This window comes from Bacillus sp. AFS023182 (assembly GCF_002560575.1).
Lineage (GTDB): Bacteria > Bacillota > Bacilli > Bacillales > Bacillaceae_G > Bacillus_A > Bacillus_A arachidis.
Genome location: NZ_NTRO01000026.1, coordinates 17,480 through 35,063, shown reverse-complemented (window position 1 = coordinate 35,063; position 17,584 = coordinate 17,480). Strand labels below are relative to the sequence as shown.

At 34.4% G+C, this 17,584-nt stretch carries 20 protein-coding genes; 4 read left to right on the top strand and 16 right to left on the bottom strand.

Annotated elements, in window-relative coordinates:
- Positions 1–16: 16 nt before the first annotated feature.
- On the bottom strand, positions 17–760 hold the full coding sequence (gene tatC / locus CN288_RS14070; protein ID WP_026594297.1) for a twin-arginine translocase subunit TatC: 744 nt from the start codon (positions 758–760) through the stop codon (positions 17–19).
- 46 nt (positions 761–806) lie between these two features.
- On the bottom strand, positions 807–971 hold the full coding sequence (gene tatA / locus CN288_RS14065; RefSeq protein WP_026594296.1) for a twin-arginine translocase TatA/TatE family subunit: 165 nt from the start codon (positions 969–971) through the stop codon (positions 807–809).
- A gap of 191 nt (positions 972–1,162) precedes the next feature.
- Between tatA and trhA the strand changes: the two genes are divergently transcribed.
- Positions 1,163–1,819 carry a PAQR family membrane homeostasis protein TrhA gene (trhA, locus tag CN288_RS14060; protein ID WP_026594295.1) on the top strand — a complete coding sequence of 219 codons (657 nt, stop codon included), beginning with the start codon at positions 1,163–1,165 and terminating at the stop codon, positions 1,817–1,819.
- 35 nt (positions 1,820–1,854) lie between these two features.
- Here trhA and CN288_RS14055 read toward each other — a convergent pair whose 3' ends face one another.
- The 5 genes from CN288_RS14055 to CN288_RS14035 all read right to left on the bottom strand — a co-directional run bounded on the left by CN288_RS14055 (position 1,855) and on the right by CN288_RS14035 (position 7,196).
- Positions 1,855–2,574, bottom strand: coding sequence for a lysophospholipid acyltransferase family protein (locus CN288_RS14055; protein WP_026594294.1), 720 nt, complete (start codon positions 2,572–2,574; stop codon positions 1,855–1,857).
- A gap of 111 nt (positions 2,575–2,685) precedes the next feature.
- The gene (locus CN288_RS14050) at positions 2,686–3,321 is read right to left on the bottom strand and encodes an FMN-dependent NADH-azoreductase (RefSeq protein WP_090689123.1); all 636 of its coding nucleotides are present in this window, start codon (positions 3,319–3,321) and stop codon (positions 2,686–2,688) included.
- Between the two features lie 237 nt (positions 3,322–3,558).
- Complete coding sequence (locus CN288_RS14045) at positions 3,559–5,544, bottom strand: penicillin-binding transpeptidase domain-containing protein (RefSeq protein WP_098302495.1); 1,986 nt, start codon at positions 5,542–5,544, stop codon at positions 3,559–3,561.
- 186 nt (positions 5,545–5,730) lie between these two features.
- The gene (locus CN288_RS14040) at positions 5,731–6,219 is read right to left on the bottom strand and encodes a dihydrofolate reductase (protein WP_098302494.1); all 489 of its coding nucleotides are present in this window, start codon (positions 6,217–6,219) and stop codon (positions 5,731–5,733) included.
- A 20-nt stretch (positions 6,220–6,239) separates the two neighbouring features.
- On the bottom strand, positions 6,240–7,196 hold the full coding sequence (locus CN288_RS14035; RefSeq protein WP_026594290.1) for a thymidylate synthase: 957 nt from the start codon (positions 7,194–7,196) through the stop codon (positions 6,240–6,242).
- A 257-nt stretch (positions 7,197–7,453) separates the two neighbouring features.
- Between CN288_RS14035 and CN288_RS14030 the strand changes: the two genes are divergently transcribed.
- Positions 7,454–8,911 (top strand): serine hydrolase, encoded by a 1,458-nt coding sequence (locus CN288_RS14030; RefSeq protein ID WP_026594289.1) that lies wholly within the window; start codon positions 7,454–7,456, stop codon positions 8,909–8,911.
- 207 nt (positions 8,912–9,118) lie between these two features.
- On the opposite strand, the gene CN288_RS14025 is transcribed toward CN288_RS14030, so the two are convergent.
- The 4 genes from CN288_RS14025 to CN288_RS14010 form a co-directional block, all read right to left on the bottom strand.
- Positions 9,119–9,751: an HAD family hydrolase gene (locus tag CN288_RS14025; RefSeq protein WP_026594288.1), complete on the bottom strand. Its 633-nt coding sequence runs from the start codon at positions 9,749–9,751 to the stop codon at positions 9,119–9,121.
- Positions 9,752–9,878: 127 nt separating this feature from the next.
- On the bottom strand, positions 9,879–10,454 hold the full coding sequence (locus tag CN288_RS14020) for a YpjP family protein (RefSeq protein ID WP_026594287.1): 576 nt from the start codon (positions 10,452–10,454) through the stop codon (positions 9,879–9,881).
- Positions 10,455–10,734: 280 nt separating this feature from the next.
- Positions 10,735–11,931, bottom strand: coding sequence for an ABC transporter permease (locus CN288_RS14015; RefSeq protein WP_098302493.1), 1,197 nt, complete (start codon positions 11,929–11,931; stop codon positions 10,735–10,737).
- Positions 11,909–12,634, bottom strand: coding sequence for an ABC transporter ATP-binding protein (locus CN288_RS14010; RefSeq protein WP_098302492.1), 726 nt, complete (start codon positions 12,632–12,634; stop codon positions 11,909–11,911). The genes CN288_RS14015 and CN288_RS14010 overlap by 23 nt, the downstream gene beginning before the upstream one ends.
- Positions 12,635–12,822: 188 nt before the next feature.
- On the opposite strand from CN288_RS14010, the gene CN288_RS14005 reads away from it, so the two are divergent.
- A complete protein-coding gene (locus CN288_RS14005; RefSeq protein WP_026594284.1) occupies positions 12,823–13,254 on the top strand; it encodes a GNAT family N-acetyltransferase in 432 nt (143 codons plus the stop codon).
- A gap of 26 nt (positions 13,255–13,280) precedes the next feature.
- Entirely contained in the window at positions 13,281–13,820 is a 540-nt protein-coding gene (locus CN288_RS14000) for an HAD-IIIA family hydrolase (protein ID WP_090689106.1), read from the top strand.
- A gap of 98 nt (positions 13,821–13,918) precedes the next feature.
- Here CN288_RS14000 and CN288_RS28800 read toward each other — a convergent pair whose 3' ends face one another.
- The 5 genes from CN288_RS28800 to CN288_RS13980 form a co-directional block, all read right to left on the bottom strand.
- A complete protein-coding gene (locus CN288_RS28800) occupies positions 13,919–14,080 on the bottom strand; it encodes a hypothetical protein (RefSeq protein ID WP_176527677.1) in 162 nt (53 codons plus the stop codon).
- A 160-nt stretch (positions 14,081–14,240) separates the two neighbouring features.
- Positions 14,241–14,681 (bottom strand): GNAT family N-acetyltransferase, encoded by a 441-nt coding sequence (locus CN288_RS13995; protein WP_026594282.1) that lies wholly within the window; start codon positions 14,679–14,681, stop codon positions 14,241–14,243.
- Positions 14,678–15,151, bottom strand: coding sequence for an SAM-dependent methyltransferase (locus CN288_RS13990; RefSeq protein ID WP_026594281.1), 474 nt, complete (start codon positions 15,149–15,151; stop codon positions 14,678–14,680). Before CN288_RS13990 ends, CN288_RS13995 begins: the two co-directional genes overlap by 4 nt.
- 95 nt (positions 15,152–15,246) lie before the next feature.
- The gene (locus tag CN288_RS13985; protein ID WP_090689104.1) at positions 15,247–15,972 is read right to left on the bottom strand and encodes an aspartate/glutamate racemase family protein; all 726 of its coding nucleotides are present in this window, start codon (positions 15,970–15,972) and stop codon (positions 15,247–15,249) included.
- 124 nt (positions 15,973–16,096) lie between these two features.
- Positions 16,097–17,536 carry a GntP family permease gene (locus CN288_RS13980; RefSeq protein ID WP_026594279.1) on the bottom strand — a complete coding sequence of 480 codons (1,440 nt, stop codon included), beginning with the start codon at positions 17,534–17,536 and terminating at the stop codon, positions 16,097–16,099.
- Positions 17,537–17,584 lie beyond the last annotated feature (48 nt).

The window sequence follows — 17,584 nt, the reverse complement described above, 5'->3', positions numbered from 1 at the left end:
TATTAAAAAAGTGCCTTCATAATGAGGCACTTTTTGATTCTTTATTCATTTCTCGTTTCATTTTCCTCTTATACACAAACTTTGATGCTGTAATACTTAATTCATAAATTACAAGAAGAGGTACCGCTACTGAAAAATCAGAAATAAAGTCTGGTGGCGTAATACAAACAGCAATTACAATTAAAATGAAATATGCGTATCTTCTCACTTTTTGTAGTGCTATCGGATTGAGAACTCCTATGCTTGTTAAAAACATTGCGATGACGGGAAGTTCAAAAATCACTGCAAACGGTACAGTCATATTCATAACAAATGAAAAGTACTTATCCGTTGTAAACATTGTCTGAAACATATCCTCACCGAGACTCATTAAAAATTGTAAAATAAATGGCAAAATAAGAAAATAACCGAAACAAAGTCCTCCAATAAACAATAAAAATAATGCCGGTATATACAGAATTGTCATTTTTCGTTCATGTTCATGTAATGCTGGCTTTACAAATAGCCAAATTTGTAAAGCTGCAACTGGTATTGTACAGACAATTGAAAAGACAGCTGCAATTACAAAATAAATCCATAAAATATCACTCGGACCTAAAACAGTTAATTTCATATTCAAATCTTTTACGATAAAATTATATATTTCTTTCGTAAATGAAAAGCCAATGACAATAAAAATCAGAAACGTCAGCGCTGTTATAATGAGTCGCTTCCTTAACTCTCCAAGGTGTTCTATGACACTCATCTCTTGATTGTTCATTCTTCTCACCACATTCCCCATTCACTATACGGCATAGAAACAAAATTTATTTTTTTTCATCTGTATCATCGTGTAAACCTTTTGCAGACCTTTTAAACTCTTTTAATGTCTCCCCAAAAGCTCGTCCAATTTCAGGTAACTTTTTTGGACCAAAAATAATTAAAGCGAGTACTAAAATTAATATCAATCCTGGAACCCCAATATTTGGCATATGACTTCCCCCTTAATCTCACTTAATTTTATTTTGTCAAAAAAGTTTGTAAACGTCAATGTATCCGCTGTCTTTTGTCAAAAAAATTCGAAAATATAATCACTTAAACAATTTTCATTTTCTATTTCTTTTGTATATGATAAGGTAAAGAAAATACATCTTATTTCATTAACTGAGAAAGGATTTAAACCATGGCGCAAAAAATAACACGAATGACACAGTTCGTCAAAGAAGAGATTGCTAATGCGATTACCCATGGCATTGGTGCTATTTTAAGCATTCCTGCCCTTATCATATTAATTGTTCATGCTTCGAAGCATGGCACAGCCTCTGCTGTTGTTGCATTTACTGTTTACGGTGTGAGCATGTTTCTACTATATTTATTTTCTACGCTATTACATAGCATCCATCATCCAAAAGTAGAAAAATTATTTACGATTTTAGACCACTCTGCTATTTACCTATTAATAGCTGGCACCTATACACCGTTTTTACTTATTACACTGCGTGGCCCACTTGGTTGGACATTACTTGCAATTATTTGGACGCTTGCTATCGGTGGGATTATCTTTAAAATTTTCTTTGTACGCCGTTTTATTAAAATGTCAACACTGTGCTACGTCATTATGGGCTGGCTCATTATTGTCGCTATCAAACCACTTTATGAAAATTTAACTGGGCACGGATTCTCACTATTGTTAACCGGCGGGATTTTATATTCAGTAGGGGCTATATTCTTTCTTTGGGAAAAACTCCCCTTCAACCACGCGATTTGGCACCTTTTTGTATTAGGTGGTAGCACAATGATGTTTTTCTGTGTATTGTTTTATGTATTGCCTGTTGCATAAAAAAATCTCAGCTTGAACAAGCTGAGATTTTTTTATTACTTATGTAGTTGAGCTGCAATAATATCTTTCGTATATTGCGTTAATTCTTTTACATCCATACTTGCGTATTGTTCAGGTGTAATTGGTTTGGAAATGGTTACCGTTGCATGCGCAGGCTTCATGCGGTTTCCATTTGCTTCAAACATCTTATATGTCCCATCTAATGTTACGGGTAAGATAGCGACACCAGACTTTACCGCAAGATGAAAACTCCCTGCTTTAAATTCTCCCATTTCACAGCCCTTGCTGCGTGTTCCTTCTGGAAAAATTACAATCGAATGACCATTTTTTAAAAGTTCAATTCCGTCTTTAATGGCTTGAAGAGACTGACGACGATTACTACGATCCATAAATACACAATTCATCAATTCCATCCAAGTTGGTACAAGCGGAAATTTCTTAATTTCTGCTTTTGAAACAAATCCAATTGGTTTATTTAAGTACCCAAGTAAAACGGGAATATCCATGTCACTTTGATGATTACTTACAACAAGTACAGGCTTATCTTTTGGCACATTTTCAAGTCCGTTTACTTGTACAGTCGATCCGGCTACACGAACCATTTTCTTACCAAACCAGCTTGTTGTTTTATGCACAAGGCGATCTTTTTCTTGTGGCGACATCGTATTTGCTTTACGCTTTATACGCCATAGCCTCGGTGTAATACCAATTACAATTAAGATTAAATAAAAGATTTTAAAAAACGTTTGAATCATATAGAACCCCCACCTATTATCTTTCCGTCATTAATTATACTAGACAAACGAAGGAAAAAGAAGAAAAAATGTCCAAACGACAAGCGTTTGGACATTTTTGAGTTTTCTATATTAGAAATGTTTTGCTACTTCACGTGCATTTGCAATTGCTGCTTCTTTAATTTCTTGTGCTTGTTCAGGATTTGCATTCATTCCTTCAACTGCAAGGTATTCTGTATCAGATACACCCATAAATCCTAATACAGCATTTAAGTGGTTACGTCCAAAGTCCATTGCTGCATATGCTCCTTCAGAGTAAATGCCACCTGTAGCTTGAATGTGAAGTGCTTTTTTACCTTCTAATAATCCAACTGGACCATTTTCAGTATATTTAAATGTTTTACCTGCGATAGATAGGTTATCTAAGTATGCTTTTACTACTGGTGGATAGCTGAAGTTCCACATTGGTGTTACAAATACATAACGATCTGCAGTCATAAATGTTTCTAAGTTTGTATTCATTGCTGCAATTTTTTGTTGTTGGCTTTCACTTAACGCCTCAAAGCCTTCACCTGCTGCAAATTTCCCCCAAGCTGCAAATACTTCTGCATCAATTTCTGGTACTGTTGTGTTAAATAGATCAATTGTTACCACTTCATCTTGTGGGTGTTCATTTTTATACGTTTCGATAAATGCTTCCCCTACTGCCATACCGAAAGATGCTTCTGCTGAATTTGGATTTGCTGTAATAAATAGTACTTTTGTCATTTTTATTCTCTCCCTTAATTAATATCTTTAATTTGAGATTTTTTATTTAAAAGTAAATCACTTACCTTATGTAAGTATCATACAAAATCATTCTTTTTTTGTCAATAAAAAATAGTTACTTTTTTTTTGTAAGTAAATAAACCTTTCATCTCCTTTCATTAAATCTTCACATTTCATTATGAAATCTACACGAAAAAAAGCTATCTCCCATTTAAGGAGATAGCTTTTTCTTAAGTATTACTTTTGAAAAACATGTTTCACTTTTTCACCAGGAACATTACTTCCACCCCGGCCCTTCACATCTTCAATCATCATTGTAACAATCATATTCGGTGAATTTACGTCAAAAGCAGCGAACCATCCAAGTTCTTTTCCATCTGCTTCCTTCGATTCTTTCAACTCAGCTGTTCCCGTTTTTCCAGCGAGAGTCATACCGTCAATTTTAGCAATTTTCCCTGTGCCATCTTCATCATTAATTACTTTTGTTAACGCATTTTTTAATATCTCTTGGTTTCCCTTAGAAATCACATTTTCTTTCCAAGGTTTAACTTGTTTATCATCTTTAATAAGGTGTGGAGACGGTATATTCCCTTCATTAACAATTGGTGCATACGTTAATGCTAAATGAAGAGGCGTCATTAATACTTTGCCTTGTCCATACCCTGTATCGGCCATTTGAATATCATTTTTAATACCATCTTTTGCAATTGTTGAAACTGGGAATGGGTATTCAATTGGTAATTTTTCATCAAATCCGAATTTCTTTGCTTCGCTCACAAATTTATCTTTACCAATTTTTATCGCTTGTTGTGCAAAGTAAATGTTATCAGAATACTTCATTGCTTTATCAAAATCAATTGGACTTGCATCTTTTACACGTGTTACATAATAATTTCCCCATGAAGAATCTTTTGTCCATTGTAATCCTTCAATTTTCAATTCCTCTTTTGGATCAATTGTTTTCGTTTCAAGACCGATTGCACCTGTAATTGCTTTAAATACAGAACCTGGTGCCGATGCTTGTGTAAAGCGATTCGTCATTGGCTTTTTCAGATCATTATCCCACGCTTCACGTTGTGCTTTTGACGCACCTCTTACCATTATATTCGGGTTATATGCAGGGCTACTTACAAGCGCAATTGTTTCACCAGTTTGCGGATTGATGGCTGCACTTGAACCAGCCTCTCCCTTCATTTCATTAAAGATTTTTTCTTGAACTGTACTATCAATTGTTAAAGTAATATTTTTTCCATCTTTTGCTTCTTTTTTAGCTAAGTCTTTCATCTCTTTCCCTTGTGCATCCTCCATAAAGACACGACCACCTTTTTCGCCGCGCAATTCAGCTTCAAATACTTGTTCTAATCCAGCTTTCCCAACTGGATCATCCGCTTGATAACCTTTTTTCTGAAGGGTCTTTAAATCTTCTGCATTCACTTTTCCCATGTATCCCGTTAAGTGTGCTGAAGCTTCTCCTAATGGATATGTACGAACTTTTACTGGACGAGATGAGACTCCTGGTAAATTCATATAATCATTTTGCGTTGCACCTTCTTGTAAAATACCGAGTGGTACAAAATAATCTGGTTTCACCCATTTAGCTGTAAGCTTTTGATCAATTTCCTCTACAGACATATTAAGTAATTTTGCTACTATTTCTTTCGTCTGCGGTGCAGCGTCTCCTAATTGTCCTGGAATCATGCCAATTTCAGACGCCTTTCCATTCGTTGCGAGCCCTTTTCCATTACGATCATATATTTCTCCGCGCTTCGCTTGAACTGTTTGCATACGTATTTTACTGTCTTTTGTCATCCCTGGAAAAATAAAATCTGGAGTCCAATCTATTTTCCAAGATTCTTTATCTCCATCTTTTTCTTTCACAAGTTTTGCTTCGTCCGAGAAGGAAATTTTCCCGCCAACTGTATCCATACTCACCTTAAAAGGAACTGGTCCTTTATCTTCTTTATCTTCTTTAACTTTTCCTGTTTCTACTTTTAAATTTTTAACTTCAATACCTGCATAAATCTTTTCATACTTCTCTGTAAAATCTTTTTTTGAAATGGTTTTTTTTGCATTTTCTGATAATTGATCATACATATCTGCAAACTTTTGCTTATTCCACGCTTTTGCATATGTATCAAATGCTTGTTCTGGCTTCTCTTCTTTCTCACACCCAACTAGCATGAGTGTAAAACAAAGAAAAAGCAATCCCCATAATTTTTTCAATCGATTCTCCTCCTTTAGCTAAACAAAGAATTTATAAATGGAAATCTTTCTTTTATAGAATTTTGCTAAAATCCTAAAACTTACAACCTCTCCCATTATATCACCAAGAAAGTTCATCCATAAAGTCTTATCTTGTTATCCAAATAAAAAGATTGATGTGAACATCCCACATCAATCTTTTTATAATTATTGTTGTTTTTCATATATGTGATAGTAGTATGTATATGGATTCTTTTCGTCCGTAACGCCTTTTTCTACAAAAACTTCTTTCCACTCTTTCATATTCATTTCTGGGAAGAAAGTATCCCCTCCAAATGAATGGTGAATCTTCGTTATATAAAGTTTGTTTACATATGGTAAAAATAATTCGTAAATTTGCGCTCCGCCAAATATGAAAATTTCTTCCTCATTTTTACATAGCTCAAATACTTCTTCTACTGAATGCGCAATTTCACAACCTTCTACATGATAATTCATATTACGCGTTACAATAATATTTCGTCTTCCTGGAAGTGGCCTTCCGATTGCCTCATAATTTTTTCTTCCCATAATAAGTGAGTGACCCATTGTTGTCTTCTTAACATATTGCAATTCACTTGGTAAATGCCATGGTAACTTATTATCCTTACCGATAACTTTTTCTTCATCCATTGCGACCATAAATGAAATAATCATATTTTCATCTCCTTTTATGTTTACACTGCGACAGGCGCTTTAATTGCAGGATGTGGATCATAGCCTTCTAATGTTAAATCCTCCATTTCAAAATCAAAAACAGACTTTACATCTGCATTCAATTTTAACGTCGGGAATGGGCGTGGTTCACGCGCTAATTGCTTTTCCACTTGCTCGAAATGATTTGTGTAGATATGCGCGTCTCCAATTGTATGAACAAACTCTCCTACTTCTAAGCCACATTCATGCGCAATTAAATGTGTTAGCAACGAATAGCTTGCAATATTAAATGGAATGCCAAGGAAAATATCACCGCTTCGTTGATACAACTGACATGATAGTTTTCCGTCTGCTACGTAAAACTGGAATAGCGTGTGACATGGAGGCAATGCCATGCTTGGCACATCTTCAGGATTCCATGCAGAAACGAGTAAACGACGAGAATCTGGTGTTTTCTTAATCATTTCAATTACATCTTTTAACTGATCAAGTGTTTCTCCAGCTGTTGTTTTCCACGCGCGCCATTGCTTTCCATACACATCTCCTAAAGAACCATATTGCTTTGCAAAATCATCATCTTCTAATACATTCTTTTTAAACAATTCCATTTGCTCATCATAGTGTTTCTTAAATTCTTCATCCTGCTGAGAACGAAGTCCAAAGTCTGTCATATCTGGTCCTTTATAAGAATCACTTTCCACCCAGTTTTTAAACGCCCATTCATTCCAAATATTATTGTTATTTTGAAGCAAATAACGAATGTTTGTATCACCTTTCATAAACCAAAGAAGCTCACTGGCTACTAAGCGGAATGGTACACGTTTTGTCGTTAATAAAGGAAATCCTTCACTAAGGTTAAAACGCATTTGATATCCAAATACAGATACAGTCCCTGTTCCTGTACGATCTTCTTTTTTTGTACCATGCTCCATAACATGGCGGCATAAATTTAAGTATTCATATTCAGCATGTTTCATATGTAAGAAAAACCCTCTTTCGCATCTATTTCCTATATGGAGTTTATCATACAAAAAATAATTCTGCATGCAAAACTCTCCGTAAAACATATAAAAAAACATTTCAATATAATAAGTATTAACTGAATTTTAATTTGGAATCTCAATTTTAATGAATCTTACAAAATTCTTAACTTTTCATCTTTTCAGAGGGATTTAACTTCTTATCAAAGAAAATATAGTGCGGAAGTATAAAATAATATTTGGAGGTTAGAAGCATGAGTAAAACAAAAATCCCTGTTGTTTGTACATTACAAACAACAATTGAAAAAATGATGAAAGATTTACACGTCCCTGGGGCTGCTGTAGCAGTAATAAAAGATAGTGAGGTCATTGTTTCAGAAGGATTTGGCTATCGAAATTTAGAACAGAAAGAGCCGGTTACTCCTCAAACACATTTTGCAATTGGATCTGCGACAAAAGCGTTTGGTACGCTTTCTTTAAGCTTATTAGCAGGGCAGAAAAAGTTTGATTGGGATGCTCCTGTCCAAGCTTATATTCCTACATTCTCTTTATCCGATGTATTTGCAAGCTCGCAAATTACAGCTCGAGATTTAGCTTCCCACCGCTCTGGCGTAAGTCGTCATGATGCTCTTTGGTACAACTCTTCCTTAAAGCGAAAAGAACTCGTTGAAAAAATAAAACATTTATCACTCGATGCTCCATTCCGTACCGCTTTCTTATATAACAATTTAATGTATGCAACAATTAGCTATATGGTAGAAAACATTACAGATCGGACATGGGAACAATACGCCAAAGAACATATATTAGAACCACTTCAAATGGAACAAACAAACTTCTCTGTCATAGACTCACAAGATACGAATGACTATGCTTTTCCTTACGTTGAGAAAGATGGGGAAATACAAGAAGTACCATTCCGTAATATTGACACTGTAGGAGCTGCTGGATGCATCAATTCTACAATTGAAGATATGGCAAATTGGGTGCTGTTCCATCTAAATCAAGGAAAAATTGGAGAGCATGAATTACTATCTTCTGAACTACTACAACAAATGTATACACCGCACAATACAATTCCTGATCAACCTATTTTATCTACACCTGAATCTCCATTAAATAGTTATGGTCTTGGCTGGTTTATTAGTGCTTATCGAGGTTATAAAGTGATCCATCACGGCGGAAATATCGATGGTTTTACAGCACTTGTTTCATTCATTCCAAAAGAAAATATAGGTCTTGTTATATTAACCAACTCTGGAAATACATTACTTCCTAGTTATCTTGCAAATCAAATTTATGATGAACTCCTTGGATTAGAAACAATTGATTGGCATAAGCGCGCTATAGAAGACACCGCTAAATTGAAGGAAATGATGAAAGAAGTAAACCAATCACTTCCAGAGCAAGTAAAAGGAACAGTGCCTTCTCATACATTAGGAGACTATACTGGAACATTTGAACATCCAGCTTATGGAACACTAGAAGTATATAAGCAAAATGAAGAGTTATCTTTACAATTTACAGAAATGAAAGTCCAATTACAGCATTATCACTACGATATGTTTTGTGCAACATTAGACTTATTCCAAACAGAAATGAATGTGTTGCTTGCTTATGAGATGAATACAAATGGGGAATTCCAAGCGATTCAATTACACGTACCAGTTATGTTAAGTACACAACCTCTAGCATTTACAAAAATAAAATAAAAATACCGATATACAAAATAGAGGGAGTACTATACTTCCCTCTATTTTTATTGTTCTAACCGAGCCCACATTTCAACATTAGGCGTATAAGAAACTTCTACGACAAAACCGTTCGAATCATAAAAATCCACTGTATATTGGTTACCCAAAATTCAATGTGATAAATACCTGGTTCAAACTGCTGCATCCCCTTTTCTTTCTATCATTTTAATACATTGACTCAACGACATGTAAAATTTCATTCGGTGTATTTACCATATAATCTGGAGAATCTTCCTTGACCGTTTCTATCACATCATATCCCCATCCAACCCATATCACATTTACTCCAACTTTTTTACATGCAACAATATCTCGTTGTTCATCTCCAACATATAACATATCTTTTTCTGTTATTTTTTTTGTTTTTAAAAATTTCTTGATGATTTTATCTTTACCAAACAGATTTTTCGAACAAAAAACTTCTTGAATATTTTCTATTTGATTATTATGTAAAAACGTTCTAATATGCTCTTCTGAATTAGAAGATATTACTGCTATTTTATACCCCTTCCTATCTAATTCATCTAATACTTCCTTCATTCCATGAAATAAAACTAAATCTTTAATAGCTGGCTGATATAGCTTATAAAATTCTAGCGCTAATACAGGTAATTTATACAGTGGTACATGCAGCTGTTTACATCTTTCCGGAATAGATAACTTTCTCAAAGGCTCAATTTCTTCTTCACTTACTGTTTTATACCCATGTTTTTCAGCAAGTTGATTATAAATAGGCACAAATATATCTTGTGAATCTACTAATGTACCATCAAAGTCAAATACAATATATTTCAACATAATGAATACTCCTTTATCCTCTTTTTCAAACAAATCTAAACATCATTCTATTCGCTGTTAAGGCCTACTTCACCTTCACATCTATAAAAACAAAAAAGAACAAGGGCATCGCCCTTGTTCTTTTTCACTAAGACAGCCATTTCGGCGGCATATTCGTATTCCAATAAATATCTCCTAGCTCATGGTGCGCTGTATAACCATCATCAAAGCGGTGGTAATGGAAATTAAAATAATATCCATTTTGCGGTGGATGATCACGTCTTACATGAAAACGCAGTAAGTCGTTTCCTGTTTTTGTGTCATATACATGAAAAATCTTTTCATTATTACCACCTGCTGGTTTTTGTGAAATTGCTAATGATTGTAATGACTCTTCTGGTAAATCTGTAGCAAGCTCTGCAATTGCCTCTTCTATTTTAGGTAAAATAATATCTTTAAACTCATCTTCAATGACAGGACCGATTTTAGAACCAAACTTTTGCATAGATTGTTTTTCAGCCTCTTGCATTGCATATGTGATAAAGGTATCTGCGGTTAACCTCTCACGATCTTGTTCATATGTATAGGACGTCTGCTCCAAATTTTGTTGCCTTGTAGGCTTGTCCGCTTTTGCATTATCAAGCAAAATAGAAGGAGGCGTCACTAAGCCAAATGTAAACACAGTAATTAATGCGACTAACGTTTTTCTAAACCAATTTGGCATTTTTTATTCCCTCCTCTTTCACTACTTATATTTCTATAACGGTTGTTTCTTCCATTATACAAAATGATGCTAATTTTTGCACTTTACAAATTTATTAATTTTCATATTTTTTTCATTTGAATATGGAATAGTAAGATTTCATACAATATAAATACAACTATAGTGAGGAGGATTTTTTATGACTCTAGATGTCATGTACTCCGTCGTAAGCATTTTTGTTCTCTTATATTTTATTTACCAGTCTATTACAGATTAAAAAAGAGCCATCCTGGCTCTTTTTCTATGGCAAAAATACAATCCAGCCTATTACGATTAATAAGAAAATACCAATGATGATAGCTGGTAATAAATAAAACTGTGCGAGTATAACTGTTCCATAAATCAAAACAGCTGGAATAAACAAACACATCGTTGCCCTTCCTTTTAACCATAATAACTTCCCTTGCTCACAATACAATTGGAGAAACATTTTCTTTGCAAACTCATTCCATTGATCACCAGAATAACGTGCAATTGCAACACAGGAAAATACGATAATAATAAGCGCAATCCACCATGGTGTTACTTTTATAGATGTTGCACTCATCAAGATAATTTTAATATAAAAACTTAAAGAAGTACCTGATCGAAAATACTCCTTTATAAATGATTCAATAATACGCGAATCCGATTTTTTTCCCAGTATATGCTTCGAGCGTGGAAACAACCATGGTCTTGAATTATTACTTGGCTTCGTAGTTTGACCACTAAAGTGCATAATTTCCCTCGTCCAGCGCATACTCTCTTCCTTTTCTTTTTCAACTTCCTTAAAAAAGAAACGTTGATAGTTCATTTTTTGTTTTATCAATATCAAACTAATTCCAATCAATGCAATGATAAATAACACTGCATATACTGGATGTTTAAAACCTAAAAACACACCACTTCCCAAGCAAATAAAACTCATAAAAAATACGATAATCTTTACAATCCATGATACCCAGCGCTTTCCACCACGCACATCTATATATCTTACCAATAGTGATAACATGCACCGAAAAACGGTAAAGGACAGCCAAAATAATACAACTTGTAAAAGAGAAGCCCCCATACTCTTAACCAATATAGGTAACATAATGAGCGTTACAATACTATTCATTATACTTATTCGAATACATGTATATATCATTCCACACTTTATTAACTTTTGCATATGAACTGGATGTTGAATTAAAAACAGGCTATCTGCTTGTTCAAAAAACGAACGCATCCCTCTTGAATATGTAGCAAAGAAAAACACAAACAAACCTATTAAAAAATAAGCAGGTTCTTCAACTGTTAATTCTCGTGTCCATAATGAACGGTAATAGATTCCACTAAATATAACCGCTGGAATTATAATATATAGAGCTACCGTCCAATCCGTAACAGATCGAATCGATTTCCATTTCCTCTGCCATTCATAACGTAACCTTTTATAAAATTGTTGTTTCATCATGTTGTTCCCGCCTTACGATTGCATCAAAACAATCTAATAATGACCTTTCCGGCATTTCTGCTAACGATTGAATCGTTTCTAAATTCCCATTTGCTACTAAAGTACCTTGTGAAATAAGTAAAAATCGTTCACATATTCTTTCGGCTGTATCCAATACGTGCGTACAAAGTAAAATTCCTGCGCCTCGCTCTTTCTCTTTATATAAGAAATTTAAAAATTCTCGTGTTGCTACTGGATCTAATCCAATAAACGGCTCATCGATAATATAAAAGTCTGGTTCCGTTAAAAACGCTAAAATCAACATCGATTTTTGTTTCATACCTTTTGAAAAATTCGATAAATATTCGTGTTTATACTTCTCCATTCGAAATGTATGTAAAAACTCCTGTGCCCGCTCCTCCCAGCTCCCTGCTTCACACCCACGTGCAGCCATTAACAATTCAATGTGCTCCCATAGCGTTAAGTAATCATAATATGTTGGATGTTCCGGTACATAGGCATACGGATTCTCTTTTTCACCAAATAAAATTTCGCCATCCATATGCGCAAGCAAGCCAAGCATTGATTTAATCGTCGTACTTTTTCCAGCGCCATTTGCACCAATAAGAGCGACTAATTCACCTTTTCCAATTGAAAATGCTATGTCATGGATTGTTTTTTCTCCTGCTTCATAACCCGCCGATTGAATATTGACCTGTAACAAATTACTTCCCCTCTTCCCACTTACAATAAAATCCAGGGGAATTATAACATATTTCCCCTTAAAATATCATTCTATATATCTAATATATTAAATATTCATATTCGTATTATTAGCAGGAAAAAACGATTTTTAACAGAATATTTAACATTTGGAGTTGTTAATTTACATTTATAGATGGAGTTGAGAGAATGGAATCTCACATTCGAAAAGCGACTGTGAATGATATAGAAGCACTTTGTTCACTCACGAAAGAATTAAAAGGCTCTAATATTTCTCATGTCGACATGCAAAACCGCTTACAATTTGTTGAAATGAGTCCGTTTGATTTCTTATATGTTTACGAAGAAGATAATGTGATATTCGGATTCCTCGGATTTCGCATACGAGAAAACTTAGAAGATGTAACACGATATGGGGAGATATCCATTATTAGTGTTGATCTGTCAGCACGCCGAAAAGGGATTGGCCAAATTTTAATGGATTATGCAGAACAACTAGCAAAAAAACATAACTGTATTGGAACATGGCTTGTAAGTGGTACACAAAGAAAAGAAGCTCATCCGTTCTATAAAAAATTAGGCTACGAAGTAAATGGTTATCGATTTGTAAAATACTTTTAATCTACTAGCTGAAAGGAATTATTATTATGACAAACATTCAAGCAATATTTATCGATCGTGATGGAACCATTGGAGGAGATACTACCGTACATTATCCTGGTGAATTTACCTTATTTCCCTTTACACATGACGCTTTACGTGCATTAAAAGCACAGAATATAAAACTATTTTCCTTTACAAATCAACCTGGTATTGCTGATGGGAAAGCAACTATAGAAGATTTTATTCAAGAATTGGAATCATTCGGTTTTGATGATGTATACCTTTGTCCTCACAGACATGGAGATGGATGTGAATGCCGAAAACCAAGTACAGGTATGCTCTTGCAAGCAGCAGAAAAACATGTGCTAGATTTAACAAAATGTATTGTCATCGGTGATCGCTGGACTGATATCGTTGCTGGTATAAATGTGAATGCAACAACGATCTTAGTTCAAACCGGAGCTGGATATGATGCTTTGCACACATATCGCGATAAATGGGCTGATATGGAACCAGATTATATTGCAGAAAACTTTCAAGATGCTGTCAACTGGATTCTGCTGCAACATATAATACAATTTTAAAGAATAACCTTCTTCTCAACAATTAGTACCACATAAAAAGCTTAACACATTTATCAAGCGTAATATGTTAAGCTTTTTATTTTTTATATACAAATATACTAACAATCACAAATAATATTGTACGTTGTATTCATAGAAATTGGTACAATAACTGGGATAAAACCAAATGATTCACATAAATAAACCCCTAATACTTCAACCATTTCAGCAAAAAATAAATATAGATTTCCTGGGCTCATGTAGAAATCAATTAATTGCACTGGCTTATCACAAGGTGTGGATTTAGGTATGGATTCTGTGGCAAAACAACTTCACCCTATCATATATAAGTTATAAGAACAGACGAGTTAGCTTGTACAATAGCAACATATGTTGAATGATAGCGTTCTGTTTGTGTTTTCACCTGCATCCATATTAACTTTAGAATGTTAGTTCATAATGAAAATAGCGATTATCCCTCAAATAACCATTTTCAGCATATAATCGCTGGGCTGATTTGTTATCTATTTCTGTTTGCAGTTTTAATCCTTTGGCGCCATTCTCTAATGCGAAGATTCTAGCTGCTTCTAATAATTTCTTTCCAATTCCAGCTCCGCGTTTACTTTCTTGTACAAAAAGGTCATTTAATATCCATAACTCTTTCATCGAAACCGATGAAAAAGAAGGGTACAATTGGGTAAATCCAAGGTATTGGCCATCCTCTACTGCTACAAAAATAATAGATTCTTCTCTTTCTATGCGATTACGCAAAAACATTTTTGCTTCTTCTACATTCGATTCCTGTCTATAGAACATGCGATAATTATTAAATACAACCGCTAATCCATCTAAATCTGTAATTTTTGCTTCATATATTTTCATTTTGTTCCGCTCCCTTTCCAATACTCTTTCATAATGTTCGTTGCCCATTCGGGTTGTGTAATTCCATCATTCGGTACAAACTCTCTCATAACGGGTTTTATATCCAATATAGGTGTGCCATCAATTGCATCTAATCCTTCAACTACAATTGATTTTCCTTCTCGCCTTACAACTTTTGCAATTGTCGCTCCTAATCGATTTGGACGATTTTTCCCTCGCTGTGCAAAAATACCTACTTTCGGATATTCCTTATTATTTCGTGGATGTCTAGCCGAATATTGAATCTGTTCATCTTTCACTTTATGAAAATAAAAGATTACTTCAATATGCGAAAAACTTTCAATTCCTTGTATACTCTCTTCTGCATATGCATCAGTTAACGTAATAAGAGATTGTACATCTCCCCATTCATCATCCATTATCATTTTTCTTTCATTATGTACAAAAGCAATTGGCTGAAGTGAAAACATCCATACTCCCCCTTTTTGTAACCACTTTCATTATAAAATATTTTCTGAATGTTTTCCATCTATACAATCACATCAGTTTACATAATAAAATTATGTTATTGTATTTTATTCTCTTGTACTGCATCCAAATAGCTACCTAAGGAAATATTCACAGCTTCAACAGCATGTATAAAAGTTGTATCAAATAAAGGAACTTGAGTATCCTCCTGTTTTACTAATAACCCTATTTCCGTACACCCTAATATAATTCCTTCTGCTCCATTTTGTACTAAACTATGTATTATTTTTTTATAGGAATCTCTTGATGTTTGATTAATCTTTCCTAAACATAACTCGTTATATATGATTCTATTTACTATTTCCCTTTCTGTTTGATTTGGTATTATTACTTTCATACCCTTTTCTTCTATACGTGATTTGTAAAAATCTTGTTCCATCGTATATTTCGTTCCAAGTAAACCAACTGATCGAATTCCTTGTTTTTTTATTTCCATAGCTGTTGCATCTGCAATATGTAAAATAGGGATACTCACTTTCCCTTTAATATTACCAATCACCTTATGCATTGTATTCGTACAAATAACAATGAAGTCTGCACCAGCTTTCTCAAGAGAATATGCAGCTTCTCCCAATACGCTTCCTGCTTGTTCCCAATCACCCTCAGATTGATATTGTTCAATCTCTTCAAAATCAACGCTATATAAAAGACATTTTGCTGAATGTAATCCTCCTAACCTGTTCTTTACTTCTTCATTGATAATACGATAATATTCTGCTGAAGACTCCCAGCTCATTCCACCAATAAGACCCATCACTTTCATAATTATTCTCCTCCTTGTTTGGAATAACAGATTATTTTTCTATTATTATTATATATTTTCCATACAATAAAACACGACTTTCACTTAAACTTTAAAGTCGTGTTTTATCCAACTATCACAAATATTATACAATTCCCGTTAAGCTATAAACACTAATCACCACAAAAACAGCCAATGTTTTAATAATCGTAATTGCAAAAATATCACGATATGATTGTTTATGTGTTAATCCAGTTACTGCCAACAATGTGATAACGGCACCATTATGCGGTAATGTATCCATGCCTCCTGATGCCATTGAAATAACTCTATGCATGACCTCAAATGGAATATTATATTGTTCAGCTGCCGCAATATATTTCTCTGACATCGCACTTAAAGCGATTCCCATACCTCCTGATGCTGATCCAGTAATCCCGGCAAGAACGTTTGTAGTCACTGCGCCATTTACAAGTGGATTGGTGAACGTTGTAGAAATACTATCTCGAATGACACCAAAACCAGGTAATGCTGCTATAACTCCTCCAAATCCATATTCAGCTCCCGTATTCATAGCAGCAAGCAATGCACCACCAATACTTGCATTTAAGCCAGCTTGAAACCCTGTAACTAAGCGTTTCCAATTTAAAATTATCGTTGTAATAATTCCGATTAAAAGAGCCAGTTCCACAGACCATACGCCTAGCACACCGGTAAGCTCCACTTTACCAAACGCCTTTAATCCAATCGATGAAAAATCAAACCCCTTTGGATACCAGGTTGGAATCAATACTGTAAACACTTTATTCATTACCCCTACTAAAATAAGTGGTACAAAAGCAAGTACTTGACGAAGCGGTGTGATTTCAGAAGCAGGAATAGCTGGCTTTATATTTTGTTCTGTTTCTGTTGTAGCAGCCATTTCAGGATTTTCATCTCCAAACCCATAATATCCTTCGCCACTTTCTTCGGCCTTTTTTCGTCTTCTTTCTAAATACAACATACCAACAAGAAATACAAAGATTGCCCCAATAATTCCAAGAAATGGTGCTGCATAAATGTCTGTTTTAAAAAACGTGGTTGGAATAACGTTTTGAATTTGCGGTGTCCCTGGAAGCGCATCCATTGTAAACGTAATCGCTCCAAGAGCAATTGTTCCCGGTATTAATCGTTTTGGAATATTAGCCTCTCGAAATAAATTAGCTGCAAATGGATATACCGCAAAAGCAACTACAAATAAACTAACACCACTATAAGTTAATATAGCCCCCATTAGAACTATTGCTAGCATGGATCGTTTCACACCTACTAGCTGAATAATAGTTTTTGCAATAGACTCCGCAATACCTGACATTTCTACTACCTTACCGAAAATGGCTCCGAGTAAGAATACAGGAAAATATAATTTAATAAATCCAACCATTTTTTCCATAAAGATATTAGAGAAAAAAGGTAATACGTGACTTGGTTCTGTTAATAAAACCGCAAATAGTGCACAAATTGGAGCAAACAATATAACTGAAAAACCACGATAGGCAACAAACATCAGCATGCAAAGAGCCAATAATATAATTACTAATTCCATCTCCTGCACCCCTTTTCATTTCCGAGGAAATATTTCAAAAATATTCAG

Excerpts from the sequence above, each read along its gene's own strand:
- CN288_RS14015 (WP_098302493.1), bottom strand. The coding sequence starts at position 11,931 with ATGATGAAACAACAATTTTATAAAAGGTTACGTTATGAATGGCAGAGG.
- CN288_RS13995 (WP_026594282.1), bottom strand. The coding sequence starts at position 14,681 with ATGAAAATATATGAAGCAAAAATTACAGATTTAGATGGATTAGCGGTT.
- CN288_RS14000 (WP_090689106.1), top strand. The coding sequence starts at position 13,281 with ATGACAAACATTCAAGCAATATTTATCGATCGTGATGGAACCATTGGA.
- CN288_RS14055 (WP_026594294.1), bottom strand. The coding sequence starts at position 2,574 with ATGATTCAAACGTTTTTTAAAATCTTTTATTTAATCTTAATTGTAATT.
- CN288_RS14025 (WP_026594288.1), bottom strand. The coding sequence starts at position 9,751 with ATGTTGAAATATATTGTATTTGACTTTGATGGTACATTAGTAGATTCA.
- tatC (WP_026594297.1), bottom strand. The coding sequence starts at position 760 with ATGAACAATCAAGAGATGAGTGTCATAGAACACCTTGGAGAGTTAAGG.
- CN288_RS14020 (WP_026594287.1), bottom strand. The coding sequence starts at position 10,454 with ATGCCAAATTGGTTTAGAAAAACGTTAGTCGCATTAATTACTGTGTTT.
- CN288_RS13985 (WP_090689104.1), bottom strand. The coding sequence starts at position 15,972 with ATGAAAGTGATGGGTCTTATTGGTGGAATGAGCTGGGAGTCTTCAGCA.
- tatA (WP_026594296.1), bottom strand. The coding sequence starts at position 971 with ATGCCAAATATTGGGGTTCCAGGATTGATATTAATTTTAGTACTCGCT.
- CN288_RS13980 (WP_026594279.1), bottom strand. The coding sequence starts at position 17,536 with ATGGAATTAGTAATTATATTATTGGCTCTTTGCATGCTGATGTTTGTT.
- CN288_RS14030 (WP_026594289.1), top strand. The coding sequence starts at position 7,454 with ATGAGTAAAACAAAAATCCCTGTTGTTTGTACATTACAAACAACAATT.
- CN288_RS14050 (WP_090689123.1), bottom strand. The coding sequence starts at position 3,321 with ATGACAAAAGTACTATTTATTACAGCAAATCCAAATTCAGCAGAAGCA.
- CN288_RS14035 (WP_026594290.1), bottom strand. The coding sequence starts at position 7,196 with ATGAAACATGCTGAATATGAATACTTAAATTTATGCCGCCATGTTATG.
- CN288_RS14040 (WP_098302494.1), bottom strand. The coding sequence starts at position 6,219 with ATGATTATTTCATTTATGGTCGCAATGGATGAAGAAAAAGTTATCGGT.
- CN288_RS14005 (WP_026594284.1), top strand. The coding sequence starts at position 12,823 with ATGGAATCTCACATTCGAAAAGCGACTGTGAATGATATAGAAGCACTT.
- trhA (WP_026594295.1), top strand. The coding sequence starts at position 1,163 with ATGGCGCAAAAAATAACACGAATGACACAGTTCGTCAAAGAAGAGATT.
- CN288_RS13990 (WP_026594281.1), bottom strand. The coding sequence starts at position 15,151 with ATGTTTTCACTTCAGCCAATTGCTTTTGTACATAATGAAAGAAAAATG.